General features: G+C 69.0%; 24 protein-coding genes. 8 read left to right on the top strand and 16 right to left on the bottom strand.

The window, feature by feature from the left end; all coding sequences use genetic code 11:
- Positions 1 to 45: 45 nt before the first annotated feature.
- Positions 46 to 1,536: a CheR family methyltransferase gene (locus A176_RS08410; RefSeq protein ID WP_002634073.1), complete on the bottom strand. Its 1,491-nt coding sequence runs from the start codon at positions 1,534 to 1,536 to the stop codon at positions 46 to 48.
- Positions 1,537 to 1,542: 6 nt separating this feature from the next.
- Positions 1,543 to 2,601: a chemotaxis-specific protein-glutamate methyltransferase CheB gene (cheB, locus tag A176_RS08405; RefSeq protein WP_002634072.1), complete on the bottom strand. Its 1,059-nt coding sequence runs from the start codon at positions 2,599 to 2,601 to the stop codon at positions 1,543 to 1,545.
- A gap of 287 nt (positions 2,602 to 2,888) precedes the next feature.
- Here cheB and A176_RS08400 point away from each other — a divergent pair, with 287 nt between their 5' ends.
- Positions 2,889 to 3,647, top strand: a complete 759-nt coding sequence (locus tag A176_RS08400) for a DUF6209 family protein (RefSeq protein WP_002634071.1) — start codon at positions 2,889 to 2,891, stop codon at positions 3,645 to 3,647.
- Positions 3,648 to 3,781: 134 nt separating this feature from the next.
- Here the strand turns inward: A176_RS08400 and A176_RS08395 are convergent, their stop codons facing one another.
- From A176_RS08395 to A176_RS08370, 6 genes are read right to left on the bottom strand one after another with little or no spacing between them, the layout of a single operon-like run.
- A complete protein-coding gene (locus A176_RS08395) occupies positions 3,782 to 6,487 on the bottom strand; it encodes a hybrid sensor histidine kinase/response regulator (RefSeq protein ID WP_002634070.1) in 2,706 nt (901 codons plus the stop codon).
- On the bottom strand, positions 6,484 to 8,286 hold the full coding sequence (locus A176_RS08390) for a methyl-accepting chemotaxis protein (RefSeq protein WP_144429713.1): 1,803 nt from the start codon (positions 8,284 to 8,286) through the stop codon (positions 6,484 to 6,486). The genes A176_RS08395 and A176_RS08390 overlap by 4 nt, the downstream gene beginning before the upstream one ends.
- An 11-nt stretch (positions 8,287 to 8,297) precedes the next feature.
- Positions 8,298 to 10,085 carry a methyl-accepting chemotaxis protein gene (locus A176_RS08385; protein ID WP_002634069.1) on the bottom strand — a complete coding sequence of 596 codons (1,788 nt, stop codon included), beginning with the start codon at positions 10,083 to 10,085 and terminating at the stop codon, positions 8,298 to 8,300.
- Positions 10,082 to 10,450, bottom strand: a complete 369-nt coding sequence (locus A176_RS08380) for a hypothetical protein (RefSeq protein WP_044890647.1) — start codon at positions 10,448 to 10,450, stop codon at positions 10,082 to 10,084. The genes A176_RS08385 and A176_RS08380 overlap by 4 nt, the downstream gene beginning before the upstream one ends.
- Positions 10,451 to 10,453: 3 nt before the next feature.
- Complete coding sequence (locus A176_RS08375; protein ID WP_044890648.1) at positions 10,454 to 10,888, bottom strand: chemotaxis protein CheW; 435 nt, start codon at positions 10,886 to 10,888, stop codon at positions 10,454 to 10,456.
- 22 nt (positions 10,889 to 10,910) lie between these two features.
- Entirely contained in the window at positions 10,911 to 11,660 is a 750-nt protein-coding gene (locus tag A176_RS08370; RefSeq protein WP_002634066.1) for an OmpA family protein, read from the bottom strand.
- A gap of 219 nt (positions 11,661 to 11,879) precedes the next feature.
- Here A176_RS08370 and A176_RS08365 point away from each other — a divergent pair, with 219 nt between their 5' ends.
- Positions 11,880 to 13,364 (top strand): sigma-54-dependent transcriptional regulator, encoded by a 1,485-nt coding sequence (locus A176_RS08365; protein ID WP_002634065.1) that lies wholly within the window; start codon positions 11,880 to 11,882, stop codon positions 13,362 to 13,364.
- Positions 13,365 to 13,544: 180 nt separating this feature from the next.
- Here the strand turns inward: A176_RS08365 and A176_RS08360 are convergent, their stop codons facing one another.
- Together A176_RS08360 and A176_RS08355 are read right to left on the bottom strand one after the other, a co-directional pair.
- The gene (locus A176_RS08360; RefSeq protein ID WP_002634064.1) at positions 13,545 to 14,123 is read right to left on the bottom strand and encodes an imm11 family protein; all 579 of its coding nucleotides are present in this window, start codon (positions 14,121 to 14,123) and stop codon (positions 13,545 to 13,547) included.
- Between the two features lie 3 nt (positions 14,124 to 14,126).
- Entirely contained in the window at positions 14,127 to 14,612 is a 486-nt protein-coding gene (locus A176_RS08355) for an AHH domain-containing protein (protein ID WP_237076908.1), read from the bottom strand.
- Positions 14,613 to 16,309: 1,697 nt separating this feature from the next.
- On the opposite strand from A176_RS08355, the gene A176_RS08345 reads away from it, so the two are divergent.
- A protein-coding gene (locus tag A176_RS08345) for an IS3 family transposase (protein ID WP_226993910.1) occupies positions 16,310 to 17,499 on the top strand; the annotation gives its coding sequence in 2 pieces (ribosomal slippage) (positions 16,310 to 16,592 and positions 16,592 to 17,499; 1,191 coding nt in all).
- On the opposite strand, the gene A176_RS08340 is transcribed toward A176_RS08345, so the two are convergent.
- From A176_RS08340 to A176_RS08320, 5 genes are all read right to left on the bottom strand, one after another.
- Complete coding sequence (locus tag A176_RS08340) at positions 17,442 to 17,858, bottom strand: DUF7693 family protein (protein ID WP_049872254.1); 417 nt, start codon at positions 17,856 to 17,858, stop codon at positions 17,442 to 17,444. The genes A176_RS08345 and A176_RS08340 overlap by 58 nt on opposite strands.
- Before the next feature lie 19 nt (positions 17,859 to 17,877).
- Positions 17,878 to 18,315, bottom strand: coding sequence for a tetratricopeptide repeat protein (locus A176_RS08335; protein WP_021781627.1), 438 nt, complete (start codon positions 18,313 to 18,315; stop codon positions 17,878 to 17,880).
- A gap of 124 nt (positions 18,316 to 18,439) precedes the next feature.
- A complete protein-coding gene (locus tag A176_RS08330; protein ID WP_044891105.1) occupies positions 18,440 to 19,288 on the bottom strand; it encodes a pesticin C-terminus-like muramidase in 849 nt (282 codons plus the stop codon).
- Positions 19,289 to 19,387: 99 nt separating this feature from the next.
- On the bottom strand, positions 19,388 to 19,696 hold the full coding sequence (locus A176_RS08325; RefSeq protein ID WP_002638944.1) for an AzlD domain-containing protein: 309 nt from the start codon (positions 19,694 to 19,696) through the stop codon (positions 19,388 to 19,390).
- The gene (locus A176_RS08320) at positions 19,693 to 20,412 is read right to left on the bottom strand and encodes an AzlC family ABC transporter permease (RefSeq protein ID WP_002638945.1); all 720 of its coding nucleotides are present in this window, start codon (positions 20,410 to 20,412) and stop codon (positions 19,693 to 19,695) included. The genes A176_RS08325 and A176_RS08320 overlap by 4 nt, the downstream gene beginning before the upstream one ends.
- 260 nt (positions 20,413 to 20,672) lie before the next feature.
- Here A176_RS08320 and A176_RS08315 point away from each other — a divergent pair, with 260 nt between their 5' ends.
- The 4 genes from A176_RS08315 (at position 20,673) to A176_RS08300 (ending at position 23,815) form a co-directional block, all read left to right on the top strand.
- Positions 20,673 to 22,187: an Hsp70 family protein gene (locus A176_RS08315; protein ID WP_044891107.1), complete on the top strand. Its 1,515-nt coding sequence runs from the start codon at positions 20,673 to 20,675 to the stop codon at positions 22,185 to 22,187.
- A 145-nt stretch (positions 22,188 to 22,332) separates the two neighbouring features.
- On the top strand, positions 22,333 to 23,010 hold the full coding sequence (locus tag A176_RS08310; RefSeq protein ID WP_002638947.1) for a hypothetical protein: 678 nt from the start codon (positions 22,333 to 22,335) through the stop codon (positions 23,008 to 23,010).
- Positions 23,007 to 23,342 (top strand): winged helix-turn-helix domain-containing protein, encoded by a 336-nt coding sequence (locus tag A176_RS08305; RefSeq protein WP_002638948.1) that lies wholly within the window; start codon positions 23,007 to 23,009, stop codon positions 23,340 to 23,342. Before A176_RS08310 ends, A176_RS08305 begins: the two co-directional genes overlap by 4 nt.
- A gap of 83 nt (positions 23,343 to 23,425) precedes the next feature.
- Positions 23,426 to 23,815, top strand: a complete 390-nt coding sequence (locus A176_RS08300; RefSeq protein WP_002638949.1) for a DoxX family protein — start codon at positions 23,426 to 23,428, stop codon at positions 23,813 to 23,815.
- 10 nt (positions 23,816 to 23,825) lie between these two features.
- Here the strand turns inward: A176_RS08300 and A176_RS08295 are convergent, their stop codons facing one another.
- Positions 23,826 to 24,500 (bottom strand): SOS response-associated peptidase, encoded by a 675-nt coding sequence (locus A176_RS08295; RefSeq protein WP_002638950.1) that lies wholly within the window; start codon positions 24,498 to 24,500, stop codon positions 23,826 to 23,828.
- Between the two features lie 96 nt (positions 24,501 to 24,596).
- Between A176_RS08295 and A176_RS08290 the strand changes: the two genes are divergently transcribed.
- Positions 24,597 to 24,809, top strand: coding sequence for a hypothetical protein (locus A176_RS08290; protein WP_226994242.1), 213 nt, complete (start codon positions 24,597 to 24,599; stop codon positions 24,807 to 24,809).
- Positions 24,810 to 24,855: the final 46 nt, after the last annotated feature.

Raw genomic sequence — 24,855 nt, 5'->3', positions numbered from 1 at the left:
TCTCGCGGCGCCCCCCTCCGCGCCACGGCCTGCCCGGCCGGCCGGTCAGCGCCTCCTGCGAGAAGATTCCAGCCGCTCGGCAGCGTGCGCGCAGGCAATCCGGAGACGGTCGGGATTGAGGAAGAAGGGCACCGGGCGGGCACGGCCGGCCTCCAGGGACTGGAGCGCCTGCCGGTACTCGATGGTGGCCTCGGCGGCGCGCCGGCACTGCTCCAGGAGGAGGCCGAGGAGGTAGCGGGCGGCCGCATGGTCCGGGTCCAACGCGAGGCAGCGGCGCAAGTCCCGCTCCGAGACACTGTCCGGTACGCCCGAGGCGGCCCCGTCCAGGACGCAGGCGAAGAGCAGATCCGCCTCCAGGAAGGCATCCGGGCCGGACGGCGGGGACGGGTCCGCCCCGAGCCCCGCGCCCGTCACGGGAGCCTGAGACAGGCCTGGACCGCGAGCTGCTCCGGAGTCCGTCCCCGGACGCGGGGACACGCCCAGCCCGCGCCCCTCCCCTGCGCCCATCGTGGAACCCGAGGTCTCCGGCCACACGGATGCGCCGTTGGGGCGCGTTCCAACCGCGCCGCGCCTGCGGTCCGCCCCTTCTCGAAGCGATGGTCCCTCACGTTCAGGGACTCCGTTCCCACGGGCCCCGCGCGATGGGCGCGCTCGCCCCGGAGGGCTGACGGCACGGGCATTGGCATTCACCTCGCCCCGCGCATCCACCGTCCCGGCCGCGTCCGGAGCCGCCTCTTCCGGACGCACGTAGAAGAAGGCCTGCGCGCCCCGGTGCACCCGAAGCGACGGCGGCACCTGGAGCAGCGGCTCCGACGCGGACAGAACCAACGTGCCCCCGGGCGCCAGGCTCGCGGCCAGCGCCGCCACGGTGCTCTGGAAGGCCTCCGCCGTGAAGTAGATGAGGACGTTGCGGCAGAAGATGACGTCGAAGCCGCCCCCTCCCGGGGCCTCCGGGTACGGCGTGGCCATCAGGTTGTGGCTCTGGAAGCTCGCACGCTCCCGCAGCGCGGGGGCCAGTGACTCCTTCGCGCCAGCGCGGGTGAAGTACCGCGCGCGCAGCTCCGGTGGGACCCGGTTGAGTTGTTCCCGACTGAAGGCCAACCACCGCGCGCGGTGCAAGACGTCCCCGGCGATGTCCGTCCCCAGCACCGTGCTGCCCGGGTCCGCGCCAGCCTCCGCGAGCAGGACGAGCAACGTGGCCACCTCCTCGCCCGTGGCGCACCCCGCGCTCCACACGCGCAAGGGCCTCCGGAGCCGGGCCACCAGCGGCGTGAGCACCTGACTTCGGAACGCGGCGAGCTGCACGTCGTCCCGGAAGAGGTCCGTCTTGTTCACCACCAGCGCGGCGACGAGGTCCTCCAGGTCCGTCGTGCCCGCCGGAGACTTGAGGAACATCAGGTACTGGTGCGGCGTGAGCCCCTGACAGCGCGCCACCAGCCGCTCATCGAGCCGCCGGATTTGCGGCACGCTCAGCGCCATGCCCGTGTGCGCCGTCAAGAAGGCGCGCACCGCGGACCATTGCGCGCCGCCGGCCACCCGCGCTCAGCGCCCCACTGCGAGGGACTCGCCCCGGGACACCCGCACCAGCGTCGCCGCGACGTCGTCACCGTGGATGAGGTGGTCCACCGCCTTGCGCTCCACCGCCGCGCCCGGCATGCCGAACACCACGCAGGACTCCTCGTTCTGCGCCACCGTCAGGCCTCCCGCCTGCTTGATGGCGAGCAGCCCGTCCGCGCCATCCGCGCCCATGCCCGTCAGCACCAGGCCCACCGCGCGCCGGCCGTAGGTCCGCGCCGCGCTCTCCAGCAGCACCGTCCCCGAAGGCATGTGCCCGTCCCGCTCCACGCCCACCTTGAGCCCCACCCGTCCCCGGAAGGGAATCAAGGTGTGCTGCCCCGGCGGCGCGATGAGCACGTGCCCCGGCATCAGCGGCTCGCCGTCCTGCGCCAGCCGGACCTTCAGCTTGCTGGCCCCCGCGAGCCACCCCGCGAGCGACTCCGCGAAGGCCGCGTTGATGTGCTGGACGATGACGATGGGCGCCGGGAAGTCCGCGGGCAGCTCCGACAGCATCTTGAAGAGGACCTGGGGCCCGCCCGTGCTCGCCGCCACCACCACCACGCCCATGGACACCGCGGGCAACACCGACGTCGCCACCCGGGGCGGCAACAGGGGACCGCGCTGCGGACGGCGCAGATGACGGATGACGCGCACCGAGGACAGCAGCCGGATTTCGCGCACCAGGTTCCACGCGTCCGGCCCCGCGTCGATGGCGGGCTTGATTTGCAGGGCGAGCGCGCCCAACTCCAGCGCGCGGTACGTCAGCTCCGGCGCCTGCGAGCGCGGGTCCGCCGTGAGCACCAGGATGGGCGTGGGGCACTCGGCCATGATGTGCTCGGTGGCCGTGAGCCCGTCCATGACGGGCATGTCCACGTCCATGGTGATGACGTGGGGACGCAGTTCCTTGGTCATCTCCACGGCCTGCTTGCCGTCCGCGCAGGTGCCCACGACTTCGATATCGGGGTCCTTGCTCAGCGCCTCGCAGATGAGCTGTCGGCAGATGAGGGAGTCATCGACCACCAGCACCGACACTTTCTTGCCCATGCCCTGTCCATACCCCGTGCGCGAGCCGGGGAGTATAGCCAATGCAGGGGCCCGTCAGACCAGCAGTCGCAGCACCTCACCCACCAGGAGGCGCCGACCCCAGGGCGATGGAACGCGCGGTGCCCTGACGATGTGGCGTGCCTCAGCGGTGCGCCGCCGCGTTGGCGTGCACCCTCGGCATGGCGTCTATCCGACCTATTCTCATAAGCTGGGAAATCCCCATTGACCTGATACTCGGGAGCGGGATAGCGCCGCCCGGTCCTACTTCCGCTCGAAAGGAGCGCATCTTGGTCCGGCGACTTCTCCCCTCTCTCCTGCCACTGGTGCTGGTGGCCTCCACGGCCGCGGCGCAGACCACCCCCGTCGCCATCAACTTCGATGGCGACTGGAGTGAGACGCCGTCGGTGGAGCTGATTCCCATGGGCGGTCAGGTGGTCGTCAACTACGACCCCAGCCGCCTGCCGCAGTGCCGGGGCACCACGCCTTCGGGCAACCCGACCTGGACCATCACCGGCCACGTCCAGGTGAACCAAGGCCCTGTCGTGAGCTTCTGGGTCGCCGGCCACGAGCCGAACAACCAGCCCACCCAGCGCACCCTGCACCTCCCGGCGACGTCGACCGGCGCCCTGGTGCTGTGGTTCGACATCTCGAGCCCGGGCTGCAAGGCGTGGGACTCCAACCACGGGAGCAACTACCACTTCCCCATCGCCGCGCCGACGCTCTCCTTCACCTCGAACTGGGACGAGCTGATGGCGGGCACGCTGCGCGCCGGCGAGCCGTTCATCATCAACTACGACGCGTCCCGCCTGCCCGAGTGCCGCGCGACCTACAACGGCCCGGCCTGGTCGATTGTCGCGCAGTACCGCTTCGACAACGGCCCCATCCAGGAGACGGCCGTCACCAGCGCCGGCAGGTCCGAGCCCACGACCCTCACCGCTCCGGCCGGCGCCCGCCACCTGGAGATGTGGTTCCTCAACGCGGACCGCAGCTCCTGCCTGCGCTACGACAGCAACTACGGCGCCAACTATCACTTCGCCGTGGAGTGAGCCGCACCCGCCGAGTCGCGACGTGGGCGGGCTGACGCGACGGCCTGCCTTCGCGCCTCGTGCCGCGCGCACGGGCTCGGCGAAGGGTCCGAGCAGTCCCCTGGGATTGCTCGGGCGTGCCGCCTCGAGGGTCGTCAGCCCAGCAGTCGCCGGACCACGTCCACCAGGTCCTGGCGCACCAGATCGCCCTTGGTGATGTAGCCGTCCACCCCCGCGGCGAATCCCCGCCGCCGGTCCTCCTCCCCGCCACGCGTGGTGAGGATGACCACGGGCAGGCGCGAACGGACGGGGTGACCCTTCAGGCGCCGGGCCAGCTCCAGGCCGTCCACGCCGGGCATCTCCAGGTCCGTGACGACCAGGTCCACGGCGTGGGAGTCCAAGACCTCCAGTGCCTCCGCGCCATCCGCGGCGATGACGGTGTCATAGCCCACCGCCTCCAGCAGGTTGGCGATGAGCTCCCGGGTGAGGGGTGAATCATCCACCACCAGGATGCGCCGACGCCGGGCCTCGGGCCCGGGAGCTGCCGACGGCGCCGGACGCGGCAGGGCATGGCCTTGATGGGCGCTGGCGGTGAGGTAGGCGGCGGAGAGCACCATGGCCAGGCGCCCATCCGCCAGGGACGTCGCGCCGGTGAGGTGGCCGAAGCGCCCCAGGATTCCCTTCAACGGGAGGATGGCCTGGACCCGCTCCTCTAGGACGCGGTCCACGACGAGCGCCGCCGCGCCGCTCTGGCTCTTCACCACCAGGGCCAGCTCCCCCTCCCGAGCGGGACGCTCCGGCTCCAGCCCCATCAACGACGCCAGCGAGGCCAGCGGCAACACCCGACCTTCCACCAGCAGGGACGGACGTCCCGCCACCTCGCACTGGTCGGCGAAGTCCACCTTGAGCGCGCGGGAGACATGGGTGGCGCTCAGGGCCAGCGTCTCCGAGCCCACCTGGATGAAGAGCAGCGGGGCCACGGTGAGCGAGACGGGAACGCGGAGCTCGAAGATGGTGCCCCAGCCCGGCGCCGACTCCACGCCCACGTCGCCTCCCAGGCCCTGGATGGAGGTGCGGACGGCGTCCAGCCCGACGCCCCGGCCCGACAGGTCCGTGACGACGTCGCGCGAGGTGAACCCGGGGAGGAAGACGAGCTCTCGGGCCGCCGCGTCTGACAAGGCATTGGCGGCGCTCTCGTCGAGCAGCCCGCGGCGCACGGCCACCTTGCGGAGGTGGGCCGGGTCCATGCCCATGCCGTCGTCCTCGACGCGGAGGTTGATGCGGCTGCCCTCTCGGGCGGCGCGCAGCGTGAGGCAGCCGCGAGGCTTCTTGTCCGCGGACACCCGATCCACGCGGGTCTCCAGGCCGTGGTCCAGCGCGTTGCGGACCAGGTGCATCAGCGGCTCGCGCAGGGCCTCCACCACCGCCCGGTCGGCGCGGGTGTCCTCGCCGTCGACGACGAGCTCCACCTCCTTGCCCAGCTCGCGGGAGAGGTCTCGCACCATGCGGGGATAGGGCTCGAAGAGGACGGAGAGGGGCAGCATGCGCAGCGTCTGCACCTCCTCCACCACCATGCCCAGGTCGCGCAGCTCCGCGTTGGAGAGGAGCTTCGACTCACGGTGGAGCGCGGCGGCCATCTCCTTGGCGGAGCCTAGCCGGGCCGCGAGCGCGGCGCCCGCGGGGCCCAGGTCCTCGGCTTCGCGCGCGAGCTGGCTCAACTCGCGGGCCAGTGCCAGCCGGCGGGCGTTGGCCAGCTCCCGGCGACGGGCCACCTGCGTGAGGTTGGTGACGGCGCTGGTGAGCAGGTCCAGGCTCTCTACGCCGATGCGCACCGCGGTGTCCGGGCGAGGCTCGGGCTGCCGGGACATGGGCGTGCCGCGCGGATCAGAAGCCCGAGCCGGGCCGCGAACGACCAGCCCCGCCGAGGGCGCACCAGAGGAGGGAGACACGAGGCTCGATGTCGTGCCCCGGACTGCCGCGCCGGGGTTGGCCGGTGTCTCGCTGGCGGCTCCGCCTCTTCGCGAGGAACCAGGGAGTGGGCCACCGCCATCGCGGGCAGGTGCCGTGGCTTGAGCCCCGCTACTCACCACACGCGAGGAGCCGGCGGACGCAGTGCCGCCAACGACCAGGGAAGCCCCTGATGGAGGGATGTGCCCGCCGTCGCGGGACAGAGACGCGACCTTCGCTCCGCTCCCGGCGACGAGGGAGGCCCCTGCCGACGAAGGGACCTCGCCATCTCGAGCAGGTGACGGGGGCCGCGTCGTACTCCCCATGACGAGGGAGGTGCCCAACGCAGGGGTGACCCTCGCGGGCTGCACACCACCGTCCCTGATAGAAGACGAACCGGAACCCGCAGGGTGGACACCCTGCGTCCCAGACGAACTTCCCTGCCCCGGCGAGTGGTCATCCACCCCACTCAGGTGCGTGCCGTGCTCCGCCCCGGGGCGATCCACGGGCGCATCGCGGGATGGCAGTCGGTCCACCTCGGAACGCACGCACTCCTGCAACCACGAGACGAGCCGCTCCACGGAGGGAGGAGGCTCCTCCGCGGTCTGCGTCCCGGAGAACACGAGCACCGCGTCCGCCGTGGTCAGCAGCGCATCCGTGGACGCGGCCGACAACGCGTAACGCAGCGGCTCCGTGCAGCGAACCAGCTCCTCCATCTCGTGGACGAGCACATTCACGTCGTCGAAGCCCATCATCCGGGCCTCGCCCTTGAGGCCGTGCAGCTCCCGCAGCACGCCGCGTCCGGCCTCCGCGCTGGCACCGGCCTCCAGCTCCATCAGGGACCGGGTGATGCGCTCCAGGCGCACCGTCACCAGGTCCCGGAACTGCCTGAGCAGGCGCTCGCTCGGGTTCACCCGCCCTCCTCGCCGAGCGGTTCCTGACCAATCTGGAAGCGCTCGACCACGCCCTGCAGGTCCCTGGCGAGCACGAGCAGGTCCGTGTTCGCGGTACTCACCTGCTTGGTGGCATTCAGGCTCTGCTGGGTGATGCGAAGGATGTCCGCCATCGTGTCGGCGAGCTGGTCCGTGCCGGTCTGCTGTTGCTGGGTCGCCAGGGAGATGCTGCGCACCGCGTACGACGTCTGTCCCGCCAGTTGCACGATTTGCCGCAGCGACTCGGACACCTGCTGCGCCAGCGTGGTGCCGGTCTCCACCGCGCGCACGCCGCCCTCGGTGGCGGACACCGCCGCGGCCGAGGCCTCACGCACCTCCTCGATGAGCCCTTCGATTTCCTTCGTGGACTCCAGCACGTTCTCCGCCAGCCGCCGCATCTCCGCAGCCACCAGCGAGAAGCCTCGGCCCACTTCGCTGGCCTTGGTGCCCTCCAGCTCCGCGTTGAGCGCCAGCAGCTCCGACTTGTCGGCCACGCCGTTGATGAACTCGACGATCTTGCCAATCTGCTGCACGCGCTTGTTGAGCCGCACCACCGCCGAGGAGATGGACACGTTGTCCTGCCGCATGCGCGCCATGGACCCGAGGAACGCCTCCGCGCTCCCCTGCCCCTGCTGCGCGGCCCCCAGCGTGCGCTGCGCGATTTCAGCCACCGAGCCAGCGTTCTCGGCGATCTGCCGCGCCGAACGCGCCAGCTCCTCCGTGGTGGCGCTCGTCTCGTCCAGCGAGCTGGCCTGCTCCGTCGCACCGGCCTCGTAGCGCCCGGAGGTGGTGAGAATCTCCTCGGTCGTCGACGAGATTTGCGCACCGGCGCGCTGCAACTGGGACATCACGTCCGCCAGATGCGCGCGCATGGTGGAGAAGGCCGCGGACACATCCCAGACCTCGTCCTCGGCGGGAACCACGCGCGGGCTGGCGAGGTCGCCCTCCGCGATGCGCTTCGCCTCGCGTGACAGCTCCCGAAGCGGCCCGCCCAGCAGCGTTCCCCCCAGGTACGCAGCCGTCAGGGCCACCGCGAACACGAGCAGCACCAGGCCTCCGCCCTGCGTCAGGGCCTCCAGCCGCAGCGTCTGCGCCAACTCCAACTGCCGGCTGACGTCCCGCTCCGCCATGAGCCGGGTGAAGAGCCGCTCCCCCAGCGCGGAGGCGAGCTGCGCGGACAGCACCGCGGGCGTCACCACCGTCACGAAGGCGAACGCCGCCAGCCGGGCCCGCAGCTCCGCGCGGCGGGGCATGGCCGCGATGAGCTGCGCGGGCGTCATGCCCAGCTCCGCCAGCCACAGCACCACCCGGCGTGAGCGCAGCACGACGAGGCAATGCACGAGCAGCGCGGTGAGCGGTCCGAAGAGCAGCCCCAGCGCGGCGATGCGCGAGGCCACCGACAGCTCCACGCCCGCGCCCAGCCACATGCACACGCCCAACACCAACGTGGTGGCCAGCCACATGCCCAGCGAGCCCAGGAATGCCTCTTCCGGCGCCCGCGTGACTTCCGCCACCGCCGCCGCCAGGTTCTCCGGCGTGGAGGGCACGTCGCCGCGCTCGAGCCCGCGCAGGGTCCGCTGCCGCCCCAGCGACGCCGCCACCCCGGCGGCCAGGGCCGTCACGCAGAGCGCTCCGCCCAGGATGCCGAGCACCTCCAGCCGGCCCGCGAGCGGCTCGGCCAGGGTGAGCGACGCGAAGCGCAGGCTGAGCGCGGCGCCCACCAGGTTGGCGAGCGGCACGGGCGCCATGAGGTGCCGACTGAATGAGGCCTTCCGGGCCATCCGCTCCCCGCTCACGCGTCACCTCCCGGCGCGATGTGGAAGCGCTCCACGGCCCGCTTCAGGTCGCGCGCCAGCGTGGACAGGTCCGCGTTGGCCGCGGCCATCTGCTTGGTGGCCGCGTAGTTCTGCTCGGTGACGCGGAGGATGTCGCCCATGGCCGCGGCGAGCTGGTCGGTGCCCGTCTGCTGCTGCTGCGTGGCCAGGGAGATGCTGCGCACCGCGTGCGACGTCTGCCGCGCCAGCTCCAAGATGAGGCTCAGACTTTCATCCACCTGGGCCGCCAGCACGGTGCCCGCGTCCGTCGTCTTCAGCCCCGCCTCCGTCGCCATGACGGCGGCGTGCGTGGCGTCGCGAATCTCCGCGATGAGCTGCTCGATGGCTTTGGTGGAGCGGATGACGTTCTCCGCCAGGCGACGCATCTCCGCGGCCACCAGCGAGAAGCCTCGACCCACCTCGCCCGCCTTGGTGCCCTCCAGCTCCGCGTTGAGCGCCAGCAGGTCTGACTTGTCGGCAATCTCGTTGATGAACTCCACCACCTTGCCAATCTGCTGCACGCGCTTGTTGAGGCGCACCACCGCGTCCGCGATGGCCTGGTTGTCCTCCTTCATGCGCTGCATCGCGCCCAGGAAGGCGGCGGCGCCACGCTGGCCCGTCTGCGCCGCGCCGAAGGTCGTCTCCGCGATGGCGGACACGGACTCGGCGTTGCCAGCAATCTGCTGCGCCGACCGCGCCAGCTCCTCCGTGGTGGCGCTCGTCACGTTGAGCGAGGCGGCCTGCTCATCCGCGCCGCTCTCCTGCTCTCCGGACGTGGCGACGAGCTGCTCGGTGGTGGTCGAAATCTGGAGCCCCGCGCGCTGCAACTGCGTCAGCGCCTGCCCCAACTGCGTCTGCATCTGCGCGAAGGCCGCCGAGGTGGCCCACACCTCGTCCTCCGCGGCGATGATGCGCGGCGGGCGGAAGTCACCCTGGGCAATCCGGGTGGCGTCCTCGGTGATGGAGCGCAGCGGCTCGGCGATGACGGCGCCGCCCACGTAGGCCGTCATCATCACCAGCACCGCGACCAGCCCCGCCACCGCGAGGCCCCGCGTCTGGCTCGCCTGCGCCGCCGCCTCACGTTGCAGGTGCACGGGCGCGCCCACCATGGCGTCCACCGCGTCCAGCGTCCGCGACACGGAGGCATCGAGGATGAAGAACGACGGACTGAGCACTGCGATGGCGGTGAAGAGCACCATGCGCCGGCGCACGCGCAGGCGGCGCGGCGGCGCCGTGGCCACCACCTCCAGGGGAGACAACCCCTGGGCCGCGACCAACTCCACCGCCTTGCGCGCCCGGCGCGCCACCATCAAGTAGACGAACAGCGCGCTCAGCGGCCCCAGGAACAACCCCATCAACGCCAGCCGCAACCCCAACATCCACGTGCCGCCCACCAACGGGACGAAGACGAACGCCAGCCCCAGCGACACCAGGAGCCAGCACTGGAGCACGAAGGCGAAGCTCCGCTCGGGGAACGTGCGGGCCTCCAACAAGGCCTTGAGCAAGGACTCGGGCGTGGCCGGCTGCCGGCCTTCACCCAGGGCGTACAACACCCGCAGCGCGCGTCGACCGTGAACACCGGTGAACCAGAGCGACAACGTCAACGACAGGCCCACGAACAACAGGAAGGGCGCCCAGGCCCCCTCGGGGACCGTGTCGGTGAGTTGACAATGCAACACCGCCAGCAGGGCCCCCACCGAGAAGCCCAGCAACGCCGGCCGCGCGATCCACCGAGCCAGCCCCCTCACGCCCACGGGCATCGTCATGCGCCCTCCCACTGTCCGCGCAGGAAGCGCTCGAAATCCGACAGACCCATCAGCGGCCACAGCTCACCCCGGGCGAGCACGAAGCCCTGGAGGCTGCCCCCCGAAGCCCGCACCGCCACCAGGGGCGCAGGCAGCACCGGGTGCGGCTCGGCGTCAATCTCCAGGGTGTCCACGCCCACGGCGCCGCCCGACGCGGCCACCAGCGCACGAGCGGCACCGTCGGACGCCTGAAACGCCCGGCGCGCGGACGCCACCTCCCGCCCCACGGGCGAGGTGATGGACGCCACCTCGTGCGCATGGAAGGCGAGCCGGTGGGGTCCGGCGTGGCACAGGAGCATTCCCCGGACGCGGCCCGGTGGCTCCATGACTCAGGACCCCTGACTGAGGTGGTCGAAGAGGCCTTCCGGGTCGATGACGGCCACATCCCGGGGGCCGCTCTTCGCGGGGCCGCGCAGGTGGACGTGGACGCCCGTGGGGCCCAGGGGCTCCAGCGCGCCCGTCACCGGGGAGACGCCGGCCACCGTGCTGGCCGTGAGGGCGAGGGTGCCACGGGGCAGGCGCACCAGCACCGCCCTTCGTGAGCCCTGGCTGACGCCGCCCACCAGCAGGCCCATGTCCACGACGGGGATGACTTCTCCCCGGTGCGCGAACACGCCCAGCAGGTGGGCTGGAGCGCCGGGCACCCGCGTGAGTTCGGGGAAGGTCACGACCTCCGCCGCACTCTCCGCGGGTACCGCATACCAGCTACTGCCGCAGGCAAAGACGAGATAGGACTGACGCGCATCAGGCTCTTGAACGGCCATCACCCGCGCAGCCTACCTCAGACTAGCGCTGGAACTCGACGCGGCGGTTTTCCGACCAGGCCTCTTCGGACGAAGCCGAGTTGACCGGGCGGGTCTCACCGTAACCCACCGTGCTCAACTGGTTGCCCGGGACGCCCAGGTCCGCCAGGTACCGCTTGACGGAGGCCGCGCGGCGGTTGGAGAGCTGGAGGTTGTACTCCTCCGTGCCCCGCTCGTCGGCGTGGCCGGCCAGCGTCACGCGGCCCGGCGAGGCCTTCATGCACGTGGCCAGGTCGGACAGGCGCTGCTGCGCGTCCGCCGACAGGCCGGACTCGTTGAAGCCGAACGGGATGGGGCTCCAGTCGCAACGGTCCGCGGAGGCCGTCACGCACTGGCCCGCCTGGCACTCCTGGCCCTCGCCGCAGTCAGAGCTGGAGGCGCAGGTGTTCTCGGGAGCCTGGCAACGGCCGGACTCGCACTTGCCGCCACCGGGGCACTGGGTGTCCTGCTGGCACTGGGCCTGGGCGCACTTGCCGGCCTCACAGATGCGGCCGCTGCCACAGGCGCTGTCCGTGGTGCACTCAGGCGGCTTGGGGGCGCACTTGTTCGCCTGGCAGGTGAAACCCTCCTGGCAGTTCGCGTCCGTGGCGCACTCCTGGCACTGGCCCTGGACACAGACTTCGCCCTTTTCGGCGCAGTGCTCGTCCTCGTTGCACTTCGGGTACGAAGGGGTGCAGCCGCCCATGACGGCGACGGCGAGGGTGAGCCCCGCCAAAAGGGAAATCTGACGCATTATTTCCTCCAGAATCCTGTAGTCGAAAACGCGCCCGCGCCCGCGGGGTCTGGTGGCTGGCGTGTAGTCTCACTGGCGGGGGTGAGTCAAAACATTTGTCCCTCCGCGGACACCCCGCCCTGCCGCCGAAACCCTTGAATGTCCAAATATTTTCCGTGAGATTGTCACGATTGACCCGCGTGCGGCCCGCCCCGTGGCGCGCCTCGGGGAAAGCCCGTCATGCCCGCCTCCGTCCTCATCGTCGATGACGAGAAGAACATCCTCCTCACCCTGAGCCAGTCGCTCCAGCTCGCTGGCTACCAGACGCATCTGGCCAACAGCGGACAAGTGGCCTTGGACGTCGTCAGCGCCCGGCCCGTGGACGCCGTGCTGATGGACGTGAAGATGCCAGACATGGACGGCCTCACCGCCCTGGCGAAGCTCACCGAGCTGAAGCCCGAGCTGCCCGTCATCATGATGTCCGGGCACGGCACCATCGACACGGCCGTGAAGGCGACGCAGTTGGGAGCCAGGGATTTCCTGGAAAAGCCAATTGCTCGCGAGCGGCTGCTGGTGGCGCTGCGCAATGTGCTCAAGCACCAGGCGGCCATGGCGGAGCTCCAGGAGCTGCGGGCGCAGCTCGGGCGCTACGACATGGTGGGCAGCGGCCCGGCCATGCAGCGCATCTTCTCGCTCATCCAGCGCACGGCGCCCTCCGAGGGCCGGGTGCTGATCACGGGTGAGAACGGCACGGGCAAGGAGCTCATCGCGCGGGCGCTGCACCAGCACTCCAAGCGCAAGGGGCAGCCCTTCGTGAAGCTCAACTGCGCGGCGGTGCCGCACGAGCTCATCGAGAGCGAGCTGTTCGGTCATGAGAAGGGAGCGTTCACCGGCGCGGTGAGCGTGCGCCGGGGCAAGTTCGAGCTGGCCCACGAGGGCACGCTCTTCCTGGACGAGATTGGCGACATGCCGCAGGCGATGCAGGCCAAGCTGCTGCGCGTGTTGCAGGAAGGCGAGCTGGAGCGCGTGGGCGGCGCGGAGACGCACAAGGTGGACGTGCGCGTCGTCGCGGCGACGAACAAGAACCTGGAGGCGGAGATTGCCGCCGGGCGCTTCCGTGAGGACCTCTACTACCGCATCAACGTGGTGCAGATTCACTCGCCTCCGCTGCGCGAGCGGCGGGAGGATTTGCCGGACCTCATCAAGACGTTCCTCGATGAGGCCTGCGCGAAGAATGGACGCCGGCCGCTGACGCTGTCTCCCGACGCGCTGGCGGTGATGAGCGCGTACGACTACCCCGGCAACGTTCGTGAGCTGCGCAACCTGGTGGAGCGGCTGGCCATCCTCTGTGAGGGGCCCATCGTCACCCGGACGGATGCGCTGGAGCTGTTGCCCCGAGGCCGCAACGTGCCGCCGCCTCCGCCGATGGAATCGCCTGTCTCTGCCGCGAACCCCCTGCCCTCATTTGAGGCCGCGGTGGCCGTGCCCCCGAGCCCGGTGGCGCCCGTGGCCGTGGAGCCTCCCGCGCCCGTGGGCTTCCGGCCTCGCGCGGACCGGACCTTCCGCGAGCAGGTGGAGGACGCGGAGCGAGACATCATCCAGTACGTGCTTGCCCATACACATGACAACGTGACGGAAGCCGCGAGGCTTCTGGATTTGGAGCGGGGGCACTTCTACAAGAAGATGAAGGCCCTGGGCTTGCGGCGAGGAAGTTCAGAGTCGTAACGCCGCGGATGCATTGCGTTCCATTGTGCGGGCACCCGTGGGCGACGTGGTGAGCGCGACGCGCATGTGCTCACCGCGGCAGTGACGGGCGGTCCATCTCCACGCGCCGGACTCGCCACGGCGGCCAGCCGTGTTGCCAATCGCCTCAGGCTCCAGCCTGGAAAAGCCATCGGGCTTCGCTCACCGGAATCCGTAAGCGTCGCCCCACTCAGCCACAGGGGTGAAGCGAAGTCCTTCGGGTGGCGGTGTCAAGGAAAGCACCTGCTCCACGACTGAGCTGTGGAAGAGATGCACGGTGTCCTCCTCCAGGACGAAGGCCCGCCTCTCGTGGAGTGGCATCCCCCGGAGCACAGACTCGTCGAGCACGAGCTTGTCGAGACTCAGCAAGACGTGCCCCGCCTCCGTCTCCTCGAAGATGGAGCGTTGCCTGTCCATGCACGGAATGACTCGCCACATGTGCACCAGCCAGTAGCGCAGCACCTCATCTCCGGCCAGGACGTCAGCCGGCACGAACTGGACGCCGGGGAGTTCTGCGGCTTCAAGCGCATCCTTCAGTCTTGGAGAGACGACGGGCGAAGGAAGGCTGTGGTGATCGACCATGAGGGGACGCGGCGGGATGGGCTCCCCCAGCTTGAGCTTCACGGGCTCGCTGACCGCGACCGGCGCGGGTCTCAGGAACGGGAGGTACTCCTGGTCCCATGTCAGCAAGGGATGCCGTTGGGACCGCTCACGCATCAGAACGAAGTACTCGTTCTGCATGCCCTACTCCCCGACCTGGAGCGTCCGCCGAACGAGCGGCGCACCTGTTTTTCCATGACGTGAGCCGTGCTTACGCCCACGTGGGCAAGCTCGCTGCGGCTTGTCCTGGATGCTCGTTGAGCCAGAACACCCAGTGCCGCCGCCCAGATAATCGAGCCCATCCGTGGTGAGCGTCCACTGACCGCTTGCCAGTTTGTTGAGGATGGTGCGGCTGAGCTGGTCCAACTCCTTCGCGAGTACATCTGGTTCGGCGCAGAAGCGCCCCCGTGCAACGGCACGGGCAAACCCCATGAGCAACCGCTTCACGGCATTCGGGTACGCCAAGTCCATGTCGAAGGCCCACCCTCCAGCATGAGGACCGATGTGCACGGGGACATGGAGTTCGCAAGCAACGGCCAGCACCATGGGAAGCATGACACCATTCTCCCGTCGGTTGATGTCGTAGCCGAAGTCCCGACAGAACCGGGCCCATTGCTCGTCATCCGCCATGGCCTCTGAGCAGATGAGGTGGTGGGCCGCGATGGTGCGGTACCCCGTGTACCAGCAGTGCTCGTCAGACTCTCTCCCCGCGAGAATGTTCTCCCGCAGCTCCGTGGAGTTCCCCACATGCCAGCCCCATGCGGTGGCGAGATTGTGCCATGCCTTCCCGCAGTACTCGCAAGGTGGGCGCTTTGGCGGCTTCGGGCCGTCCCCGGGCTTCGACTGCAGGAATCGGACGCGGGCTCCGCGGATGATGACAGACATGCTGGAAGCAGACACCCGCTCCACGGCCGAATGGATGGCACATTGGTGCAGCCGAACGCGCACTTCCAGACAGGACACCACCCAACTTCGCCGTACTCATGCGGTTGATCACAGCCGCGCCGCAGGGGCGAACCTCCCGCCGCCAAGCAAACACACCCACATCCAACCGGCCTACGACTCCCTCATTGCTTCACAAGCACACCCTCCCGCATCTTGGAGTGCTCCCCCCTGGCGGCAAACCTTGGAACTCATCATCCGACGTCATCTTGAAACACACGGTGACGTCGTACGCGACAAAGGTCTTCAGCGCGTGCTCGTACGGCACTCGCAGACGGCGTGGAGTCCCCAGGCGCCCGTCACAACCGGGCGCCCACGAGCGGCGCCCCCGCGAAGGCTACCTCAAATCCTGCGTCGTCACCGCTATCATCGGCACCGCATGTGTCCGCGCACGCTTGTGCCATTTCTCTTCGTGTAGCCGCTCACCCAGTGGCAGTTCCCAGAGCCACGAGTCCCACTGCCAGAAACGGAAGGAGACGTCGTCGAGGGCTTCGGCGTCGCAGGCTTCGAAGTAGGCGCCGGAGCCGAGGAGGAAACGGATGCAGTCTTGCTCGCAGGTGTTTTCGCCTGAGCCAGTCGAACCTTTTGAGTGTCCCCTGGGCGAGATGTGTCGCATAGCGACCGGTCCGGACCGTCAGGCTGCCCAGCACTGGGCGGGTTCCTCGCAAGGAAAGCAATCGCGGCCCCGCGGACTCTCGATTCCGCCTCCGACGTCTCGACAACGCGCGCACATGCGCGTGCCCGCGCGGGGTGGACGCCCGCGAGGACATACGCAGCGCGCGCCCGCGCTTCGAAGGCAGCAGGAGCGTGTGGGGTGCGAGAGATAAGGCCCTCGTACACCTCAAGGGCGTCAGCGGGCTGCTGAGCCTCTTCGAGAATGGCCCCGCGACGCAGGTACGGGTCTACTTGAGCAACACACGCCGTCAGCAGCGATACGACCACAATGAGCGGCATGCGCCCCACGGACACCAATGCAGTGCGATTCACGTACGTCCCCTGTTACCCACAGCCGCCGTGGCCGATGGAGATGCCCCGGCAAGGCCGCGACGTGCCGCACTATAGCGATGGGAGACAGGACGTCACCGTGGGGCCCAGACCACTCTGGTGGGGGTCAGTTTCGCCCTATCGCAACCTCCTCTTGTTGAAGTCGTATAGGGCGCCGCCAGACTGGAGCTGGTCCATCACGGACTTGAGGATGAAGCCCTGTAACTACCGGCGCCTCTCTCTCGAATCCTTCTTCGCGCCAGCTCCGACGCGTGACATCTGGGATGAACTGGAATGGCCATGATTGATGAAGTCATCATGGCCCCTTCAAAAGTCATCTCACTGAATCTGGGAGTAGCCCGGTTCCGTGGACACCCGAGATGTGATGGAAGGAGCACGGGATGTCCGCGACTGACGAGAAGCAGAGGAAGCCCCGTAGGCCACGCCGGGAGTTCACGGCGGAGTTCAAGGCCGGGGCGGTGAGGCTGGTGCTGGAGGAGGGGAAAACGATTCCCCAGGCCGCCCGAGACTTGGACCTGACGGAGTCAGCGCTGCGGCTGTGGGTCGAGCAGACGAAGACGGACCGGGGCGGGGGCAGGCCTGGAGCGCTGACGACGGTGGAGCGCGAGGAACTCTCTCGGCTGCGCAAGGAGAACCGGGAGCTGCGGATGGAGCGGGAGATACTAAAAAACGCGGCGGCCTTCTTCGCGAAGGAGATGAAGTGAAGTTCTCCTTCATCCACGCGAAGAAGGCCCTCTTTCCCGTCGCTGTCCTCTGTCGTCACCTGGGCGTCTCACGCAGTGGCTACTACGCCTGGGCGGCGCGGCCCGAGTGCGAGCGGAAGCAACGCGACCGGGCGCTTCATCTCGAAGTGGCAGCCGTCCACCAGGAGAGCCGGGGCACGTACGGCGCTCCGCGGGTGCATGCGGAACTCAAAGCGAGAGGCCAGCGGGTGGCGCGGAAGCGAGTGGCTCGCCTGATGCGCCAGGCGGGCCTGCGTGGCCGTGCACGGCGTCGCTTCGTACGGACCACCGACTCGGCCCACCACCACCCCGTGGCGCCGAACACCCTGGAGAGGAACTTCCAACCCGGTCAGCTCCACCGTACGTGGGTGGGTGACATCACCTATGTCTGGACCGACGAGGGCTGGCTGTACCTGGCGGTGCTGCTGGACCTCTTCAGCCGCAAGGTGGTGGGCTGGGCGATGGGCGAGAGAATCGACCGCGGCCTGGTGCTGCGCGCACTCGACATGGCGTTGCTCAGCCGTCCCGCCCCGCAACTTCACCACTCGGATAGGGGCAGCCAATACGCAAGCGAGGACTACCGCCGGCTGCTGGAGGAGCACGGCATCGGATGCAGCATGTCGCGCAAGGGTAACTGCTGGGACAACGCCGTGGCGGAAAGCTTCTTCTCCACCCTGAAGTTGGAGCTCGTCTACGTCACCCGCTTCAAGACGCGTGAGGCGGCGAAGCAGTCGCTGTTCGAGTACATTGAGGTGTTCTACAACCGGAAGCGGCGCCACTCAGCCCTGGGCTACGTCTGCCCTGCGGAGTACGAGCGGATGGCCGAAACCAAGAGGCTGGCAGCATAGTCAACCTGTCCACCGAACCGGAGCAGGCCCAAATCATCCCAAAGTGGGGAAGGAATTCCCCACTGGTCGATGGACAGTGACAGCGGCGGCCGGTAGTGCGCCAGCGTCGGCATCGTGCGATACATGGTCTCGTAATCGAGCGAGCGTCCGTCTGGCGCCGTGACCTCGACGATGTAATCCCATTCATGGCAGTCATCGAAGATGACGAACCGCCAGCCATTGGAGCCGATGAACTCCACATGGCCACTGTATCGTTCCGACGCGGCATCCTGCTGTTCGATGGGAATGGTGACCTCCCCGCGCTCGATGGCGTGGAGCACATCCAGCACCTCCTGTTCGCGCAACGGCTCCTGGGACATGCTGGGCGGCCCTTTCCCTTCAAGAATCCCGCGCGGGGCGCAGGATGGACTTCACGTACTGGAAGTACTTCGGGTCGTCCTCGTCGAAGATCTCCTCCCCGCCGCCCATGTAGGCGCGGGCCAGTTCGTCTCCGGCGCGCGCCATGTCGCCCAGCTCGAAGGCGAACTGGCCCAGGCGGAGATGGATGAAGGGATTGCCCAGTCCGTCCGGCAGCGCCACGGCCCGCCTCATGAACTCGCGGCCTTCGGCGTACTGCCCCAGTTGGAAGTGCATGTCCCCGATGGAGACACAGACCCACTGCGTCGACTCGTGGTCATCCGCGGGCTCGGGTATCAGCGCCAACGCCTGCTCGAACCGCGACAGCGCGCCGGCGAAGTCCTCTTCATCCGCGAGCGCATTGCCTTCAGCACACAGCTCGGCGATTCGCGCTTCCACGTCTTCCACTTTCGATGTCACGACGGCTCCGCGATGCCCTTGCTCCATCGCGGAACCTACTTCAGCGCACCGTCGCGCGGAACGGCGTCCCTCCAGGGGCCTCACCCACGAAGAGACGCCCTCCACTCGGAGACACGTCTGAAACTCAGCTCAGGCTCTCGATGCCCTGGCCCAGCAGGTCCGCCTCGCGGCCACGGCGCGACGGATAACGGTCGCCGAAGTCCTCCAGGTTGGCCTTCGCCTCGTCCCACTTCTGCTCCGTCACCTGCGCGAAGAAGTTGGGCGTGGCCGTCTTCAGCGAGCCGTACTGGAAGCCGACGGACGCAATCACCGTCTGCATCTCCCGCGGCAGCTCGGCGAACTTCGGCCGGCTTCCACCGTCCGCGGCGTTCAGACGCTCGACCTCGGTGTCGTACTCCTTGACGATGTTGTCCAGCGCCTCGCCCTTCACGGCCTGGTCCAGCTCCTTGACCTCGTCCGCCGTCAGCGTCAGCGGGTTCTCCGCCAGGTAGTCCGCGGCGGCCTGGCCCTGCTTGCCCAGGTATGGCTCCAGCTTCGCCTTCAGCTCGGGCGACAGCCCCAGCCGGTCCAGGTCGGCCATGTTCCGCGCGCCCAGGTCCACGCCCGTGCCCACCGTGACGCCGCTCTTGCTGCCCGACGCGTCCGGGACATAGGCCTGCGTTACCGCGCGGCCCTCCTGCTCGGCGATGAAGTCCCAGTCGACGTTCGGCTCCGTCGTCGCGGCAACTCCGCCCTCGGCCTGCACGCCCTGGGCTTCGGCCGCCGGCTGAAGCTTGTTCGCCGCGTGGCCCTGGGCCGGACGCGAATCCCAGCCGTCCTTCACCGAATAGCCCGAGGCCCTGTTCTTCTCCACCGGCCGCGCGTCCTCACGACGGTTCGTCTCGTTCCGGAGCCCCTTGGCGGAGTCCCCTCCGGACACCCGCGACTCCCGCTGGGAGCTTCTCGACGACGAAGAGCGATCAATTCCGGTCATGGCAAGTCCTCACTGAGAGAGTAAAATGTCCACCTACAGTGCGGAGCCTGCCACCTACATCAGCCCCCATCAAGCCGCAGTGCGTGATTTAACCTGAATTCAACCTACACCCGACATTCGTAACAAACCGGTCACAGCCGCCGCCGAAACGACCACGACGACGAAGGGCCATTTCCGCCACGCCAGGACGGCGCCAGCGAGCACCCCCGCCGGACGCGCCCAGCCCGCGAAGCCGCCGTTCGCCGTCAGCGCGGCCGTGGCCACCAGCGCGGTGAGCAGCGCGATGGCCGAGAGGGACAGCAGCCCCTGGACGCGCGCGGACACCTGAAGGCGCTGGCTCAACAGCGGGCCCGCCAGCCGGAAGGCATAGGTGCCCGCCGCCAGAATCAGGATGGGGAGCAGCGTCATCGCAGCACCAGCCCCACCGCCAGCAGCGCGAGCAACACGGGGACGCCAGCGGGAAGAAACGGCGTGGTGGCGAGCGCGATGAGCACCGCGCCCCCCGCCACCCAGCGAGCCCGGACTGCCGCCGCGCGGGCCTCGTGTGCGCGGGCCGTCTCGCCCTCCACTCCCTCACCAGCCCCCGAGGACGGCGCGAAGAAGGACGGCAGCAACAAGGCCAGCAGCCCCGCGGGGAACGCGGCGTCGAGCCCCAGCGCCTCCGGATTGCCCAGGGTCGAACCCGCGAGGGCGCCCAGGACGACCCCCACGTTCCAGGCGATGAACAACGCGCCGCCGCACCACCAGTAGGCCGCCTTCCGTCGCTCCGGCGTCGGCTGAGCGAGCGCGAACGCCACGGACTCGTCCACCATCAGGTGCGTGCCGAGCAGCCGCATGGGCCAGCGTTCACCGAGCACGTCCGTCAGCGTCAGGCCGAACGGCAGGTGCCTGGCGTTGAGCAGCAGCCCCGCGATGACCGCAGCCACGGGGCTGCCTCCGCCGGCCACCACGCCCACCGCCATGAACTGCGAGCCGCCCGCGAAGACGAGCACGGACATGGCCGACGCGAGCCACACCGACAGTCCCGACGCCACCGCGATTGCACCAAACGACGCACCGATGACACCGGACGCGGCGGCAATCGCCGCGACATCCCGAACCAGACTTCGATCCACAGGCCCCATGGCGCGCATCCATGGAACGGCGGCGCATGCCGGTCAACGGCGAACACCGGACCAACGCGGGCGGTCGTGGCACCCAAGTCAGCGAGCCCCCGCGTGCGCGCCATCCCCACCCAGCGGCACATTTCTACTGCCCGTCGCCGCGCGCCGACGCCCGGGAGTGAAGCGAAGTGCAACCGGGCTTCAAGTGACCCACCCGCACCGGACACGGGGATGTTTTCAGGGGCTGAACGGGCCGACGGGACGTGGGAGAGTCGGCGGTGATGAGTACGGGCTCCATCCTTGGCATCGACTTCGGGACCACCAACACCGCCGCGGCCTTCTTCGACAAGGCGGGCAAGCTCCGGGTCGTTCCCGTCACGGACAAAAGCGTCACCCTGCCCTCCGTCGTGTGGTTCCACGCGGCGGACAAGGCCATAGTCGGACACGCCGCGCGCCGGCAGATCATCGACGACCCGCGCCACACCGTCTTCGGCGCCAAGCGCTTCCTGGGCCGCCGCTTCCAGTCCGAGTACGTCACCCAGCACAAGGACAAGTACGCCTTCGAGCTCGTCGAAGCCGAGGACGGCTACACCGCGGTGACGATGTACGGGAAGCAGACCTCGCTGACGGAAGTCGCCCACCTCATCATCAAGCAGATTCTCACGCTGGCGAACCACGCCGCCGGCACGCCCTTCCGCGAGTGCGTACTCACCGTGCCCGCGCACGCCAGCAGCCGCCAGCGCGCGGCCGTGCGCCACGCGGCGGAGCAGGCCGGCCTCCAGGTGCGCGCCATCATCAACGAGCCCACCGCCGCCGCGCTCTACTACGCCAACCTGCGCAACCCCGAGCAGACGGTGATGGTGTTCGACCTGGGCGGCGGCACCTTCGACGCCACCCTGCTCGCCGTGCAGAACAAGGTCGTGAAGGTGCTCGCCACCGGCGGTGACGCCTTCCTGGGCGGCGCCAACTTCGACGAGCGCATCGTGGAGATGCTGGTGGACGACTTCCACCAGAAGCACGGCATCAACCTGCGCGGGAACAAGGTCGTGATGCAGCGGCTCGTCTTCGCCGCCGAGTCCGCGAAGATGGCCCTGAGCCAGCGCGACGCCACCGTGCTCCGCGTGCCGTGCATCGCCCAGAAGGACGGCGGGTTCATCGACTTCGACTACACGCTCACCCGCAAGCGGCTCGAGGAGATGGTGTTCCAACTCATCGAGCGCACCGCCTCCGCCTGCGACGACGTGCTGGAGCGCGCGCAGCTCAAGTCAGAGCAAATCGACGAGCTGGTCCTCGTCGGTGGCCAGACGCGCATGCCCGCCATTCGCGAGCGCTTCTCGCACTTCAAGCGACTGTCCTCCGACAAGGAGGTCCACCCGGAGCTCGGCGTCGCGGTGGGCGCGGCCATCCTCGGCCGGAACCTGGCGCGGGGCATCACCGGCCTGGCGGACGTGGTGCCCATGCCCATCAGCATCATGGTCCCCGGCGGCGCCCAGCACGAGGTCATCCCCGCCAACACGCCCGTGCCCGCGACGAAGTCGGTGACGCTGGAGCTGCCCATGATTCCGGGGCCGCTCTCCATCGCCCTCTTCGAGGCGCTCGACACCACCACCGTGGACCGCGAGCTGCTGGGCACCGTCCGCGTCGAGCTGGACTGGCGCACCACCCACAAGGGCCCCACCACGCTGGAGCTCCGCATGGGCCAGGACTTCGTCCTCAACGCCGCGCTCGTCTCCTCCCAGGGAGACCGGCTCCCGCTGGCCATCAGCGACATGCGCGCGCCCAAGCGCTCCGCCTGAGACGGCGCCCAGAACATTCACGCGCCCCGGGCTCCCGTCGCCGGCCCGGTTTGTACCGCAAACCAGTTATTGACAGAGACTCGACGAGGCTCTATCTCCATCCTGGTTTGCACCACAAACCTGTCTGCCCGAACGAGGCACAGCCATGGACGAGCGGCTCCAGCGCATTCAATTCGTGACGCGGTACTACGACTGGCTCCAGGGACTGCGGTTCCTTCCCTTCGGCGTCTTGATGCTCGGCTTCGCGCTGTGGCTGACCTTGCTGCCTCCCAGTGGAGGCACACCCGCCGCCGCGGGGGCCATCGCGCTGGTCGCGGGGATGGTCGCAACGCTGGTGCTCTATCCGCTGGCGGGCGCCTACTACCAGCGCCGGTTTGGCGAGGTGCGCCCGAGCCCCGCCATGAAACAGACCCGGCTGCGGCTGACGCTGGGCTTCTCCGCGGTGGGACTGGTGTTGGCCTTCGGGCTGATCGCGCTGGGGCTCCGCGGCGCGACGCCCGGGTTTCCCGTCGGCGGGGCGCTCGCGGTCAGCGCGACGGCACTGCTCGCCTACTGGGCGGCCATTGGCCGCTTCGTGCCCCACTACCCGCCCACCGCGGGTGCCATGTTCCTCGTCGCGGCCCTGCATGCGCTTGGATTCAATCCCCTGTGCGGCTGGATGCACGCGGGTGACGCGGCCTCCGCCGTACGGTGCGATCTGGTGACCTTCAATGCCGCATGGGGCGTGGCCATCCTGGTGCTGGGGATTTTGGACCACCGCCTGCTCGTCCGCGCCTTGAGCCCCGCGGACACCTCCACGGCGGAACTGGAAGCCGCGGGATGAAAGCCCCTTTCGAACAATTGGCCACGCTGGACCGGCTCATCCACGAGCCCGCGCGGCTGTCGCTCCTCACGGCGCTGTCCGCGTGTGACAGCGCCGACTTCCTCTACCTTCAGGGCCTCACGGGCCTCTCCAAGGGCAACCTGTCCAGCCACCTGTCCAAGCTGGAGGAGGCAGGGCTCGTCACCGTGGAGAAGCAGTTCCGGGCCAAGACGCCGCACACCCTGCTGCGCATCACCGACGCGGGACGAGAGGCCATCGAGCGTCACTGGGAACAGCTCGAGAAGCTGCGCGGCCGAGCCAGGCGCTGGGTTCCCGAGGAAGGCAGCAGCTAGGGCGCCAGGGGCCCGCCATCATCCGCGACACGTGACGCGCGCCGCCGTGCGAGGATGCTCGGGCAACCTGGGAGGTACACGGCATGGTGGGTAAGTCCGCGGTGGGTTTGACGTTGATCCGCGTGGTGTTCGGTCTCTCGCTGGCGCTGGGCCATGGCCTGCCCAAGCTCACCGGCGACATGAGCAAGTTCGCGGCGGGTGTCGCGCAGCTCGGCTTCCCCTTCCCCACCTTCTTCGCCTGGTGCGCCACCCTGGCGGAGTTCCTGGGCGGACTGCTGGTCGCGGTGGGCCTCTTCACGCGTCCGGCCGCCGCGATGGCGGGCTTCACAATGGTGGTGGCGCTCTACCGGCACCGCGCCGACCCGTTCGGCCGCATGGAGCTGGCCCTGCTCTACCTCGCCGTCATGGCGGGCATCGCGCTCATCGGCGCGGGGCCGTGGAGCCTCGACGCCAAGGTGCGCCGCCGCGCCTGAGCCGGTCCGCTCAGGCGGCCACGCGCTCCACGCATTCCGGGGTGTCGTTGGCGGGGGAGTTCACCACGCGCGACACCTCGTACGCGGCGAGGGAATCCTCCGCGAAGGGCACCAGCAGCGGGAGCAGCACGGCTGCGTCCTGCGGCTCCGGACGCAGCCACAGCTCCTGCGCCTCGGGGGCGAGGATGACGGGCATCCGGTCGTGAATGGGCGCCATCAGCGCGTTCGGCCCGGTGGTGATGATGGTGCAGGTGTTGAGCACCTCGCCCGTGTCCGGCGCCGTCCACTCCTCCCACAATCCGGCCAGGGCCAGGAGTTGCCCATCCTTGTGGTGGAAGTGAAAGGGCGTCTTCGGCTTCGTGTCCTGCTTCCACTCGTACCAGCCATCCACGACGACCAGGCAGCGGCGCTTCTTCAGCGCGGAGCGGAAGCTGGGCTTCTCCGCCACCGTCTCACCTCGGGCATTGATGAGCTTGTTGCCGATGGACGGGTCCTTCGCCCAACCCGGGATGAGGCCCCAGCGGAAGGCATCCAACATCCGGGCGCCGTCATTGGTCACCACCGGCATCAACTGCGTGGGACACAGGTTGAAGCGGGGGCGCTGGACCGCGGTGCGGACGCCCGCGAGGCCCAGCCCGGTGACAATCTGCTCAGGAGACGTTCGAACGGTGACACGGCCGCACATGGGCAGGAAGTATCGCCCTGGTGGGACGATTGCCCAAGAAGTCACCTTTCCGGGGCGGACAACCGGACAGGCGGACGCCGAGCTAGAATGGACGGCATGAGCGACAACTCCAGCCCTCCTTTCGGAAGCAAGCCCGCGGAGTCGCCGAAGAACCCCAAGGTGTATGGCATTCCGGTGAAGATCGACCCCTATACGTCGGTCCGTCCGGGCCCTCCCACGGGCACGACGCCCCGCGCGCCGGAGAAGAAGGACGAGCGGCCGTTCGACCCGTTTGGAGTCGTCATCGAGTCACCAAAAGGCGGGGGCTGAGGAACCGAAACCGGCGCTCCGTGAAACGCCGCTGGACTAGAACGGG

Origin of the sequence: Myxococcus hansupus (assembly GCF_000280925.3) — a bacterium.
In the GTDB taxonomy this organism is placed as follows: domain Bacteria; phylum Myxococcota; class Myxococcia; order Myxococcales; family Myxococcaceae; genus Myxococcus; species Myxococcus hansupus.
Note: the sequence above shows the minus strand (reverse complement) of the source record. Positions and strands in the feature narration are given on the sequence as shown.

Excerpts from the sequence above, each read along its gene's own strand:
- A176_RS08385 (WP_002634069.1), bottom strand. The coding sequence starts at position 10,085 with ATGACGATGCCCGTGGGCGTGAGGGGGCTGGCTCGGTGGATCGCGCGG.
- A176_RS08360 (WP_002634064.1), bottom strand. The coding sequence starts at position 14,123 with ATGCAGAACGAGTACTTCGTTCTGATGCGTGAGCGGTCCCAACGGCAT.
- A176_RS08355 (WP_237076908.1), bottom strand. The coding sequence starts at position 14,612 with ATGGCGGATGACGAGCAATGGGCCCGGTTCTGTCGGGACTTCGGCTAC.
- A176_RS08300 (WP_002638949.1), top strand. The coding sequence starts at position 23,426 with ATGGTGGGTAAGTCCGCGGTGGGTTTGACGTTGATCCGCGTGGTGTTC.
- A176_RS08365 (WP_002634065.1), top strand. The coding sequence starts at position 11,880 with ATGCCCGCCTCCGTCCTCATCGTCGATGACGAGAAGAACATCCTCCTC.
- A176_RS08310 (WP_002638947.1), top strand. The coding sequence starts at position 22,333 with ATGGACGAGCGGCTCCAGCGCATTCAATTCGTGACGCGGTACTACGAC.
- A176_RS08330 (WP_044891105.1), bottom strand. The coding sequence starts at position 19,288 with ATGACCGGAATTGATCGCTCTTCGTCGTCGAGAAGCTCCCAGCGGGAG.
- A176_RS08305 (WP_002638948.1), top strand. The coding sequence starts at position 23,007 with ATGAAAGCCCCTTTCGAACAATTGGCCACGCTGGACCGGCTCATCCAC.
- A176_RS08390 (WP_144429713.1), bottom strand. The coding sequence starts at position 8,286 with ATGGCCCGGAAGGCCTCATTCAGTCGGCACCTCATGGCGCCCGTGCCG.
- A176_RS08315 (WP_044891107.1), top strand. The coding sequence starts at position 20,673 with ATGAGTACGGGCTCCATCCTTGGCATCGACTTCGGGACCACCAACACC.
- A176_RS08295 (WP_002638950.1), bottom strand. The coding sequence starts at position 24,500 with ATGTGCGGCCGTGTCACCGTTCGAACGTCTCCTGAGCAGATTGTCACC.
- A176_RS08320 (WP_002638945.1), bottom strand. The coding sequence starts at position 20,412 with ATGGGGCCTGTGGATCGAAGTCTGGTTCGGGATGTCGCGGCGATTGCC.
- A176_RS08370 (WP_002634066.1), bottom strand. The coding sequence starts at position 11,660 with ATGCGTCAGATTTCCCTTTTGGCGGGGCTCACCCTCGCCGTCGCCGTC.
- A176_RS08340 (WP_049872254.1), bottom strand. The coding sequence starts at position 17,858 with ATGTCCCAGGAGCCGTTGCGCGAACAGGAGGTGCTGGATGTGCTCCAC.
- A176_RS08375 (WP_044890648.1), bottom strand. The coding sequence starts at position 10,888 with ATGGCCGTTCAAGAGCCTGATGCGCGTCAGTCCTATCTCGTCTTTGCC.
- A176_RS08380 (WP_044890647.1), bottom strand. The coding sequence starts at position 10,450 with ATGGAGCCACCGGGCCGCGTCCGGGGAATGCTCCTGTGCCACGCCGGA.
- cheB (WP_002634072.1), bottom strand. The coding sequence starts at position 2,601 with ATGGGCAAGAAAGTGTCGGTGCTGGTGGTCGATGACTCCCTCATCTGC.
- A176_RS08325 (WP_002638944.1), bottom strand. The coding sequence starts at position 19,696 with ATGACGCTGCTCCCCATCCTGATTCTGGCGGCGGGCACCTATGCCTTC.
- A176_RS08290 (WP_226994242.1), top strand. The coding sequence starts at position 24,597 with ATGAGCGACAACTCCAGCCCTCCTTTCGGAAGCAAGCCCGCGGAGTCG.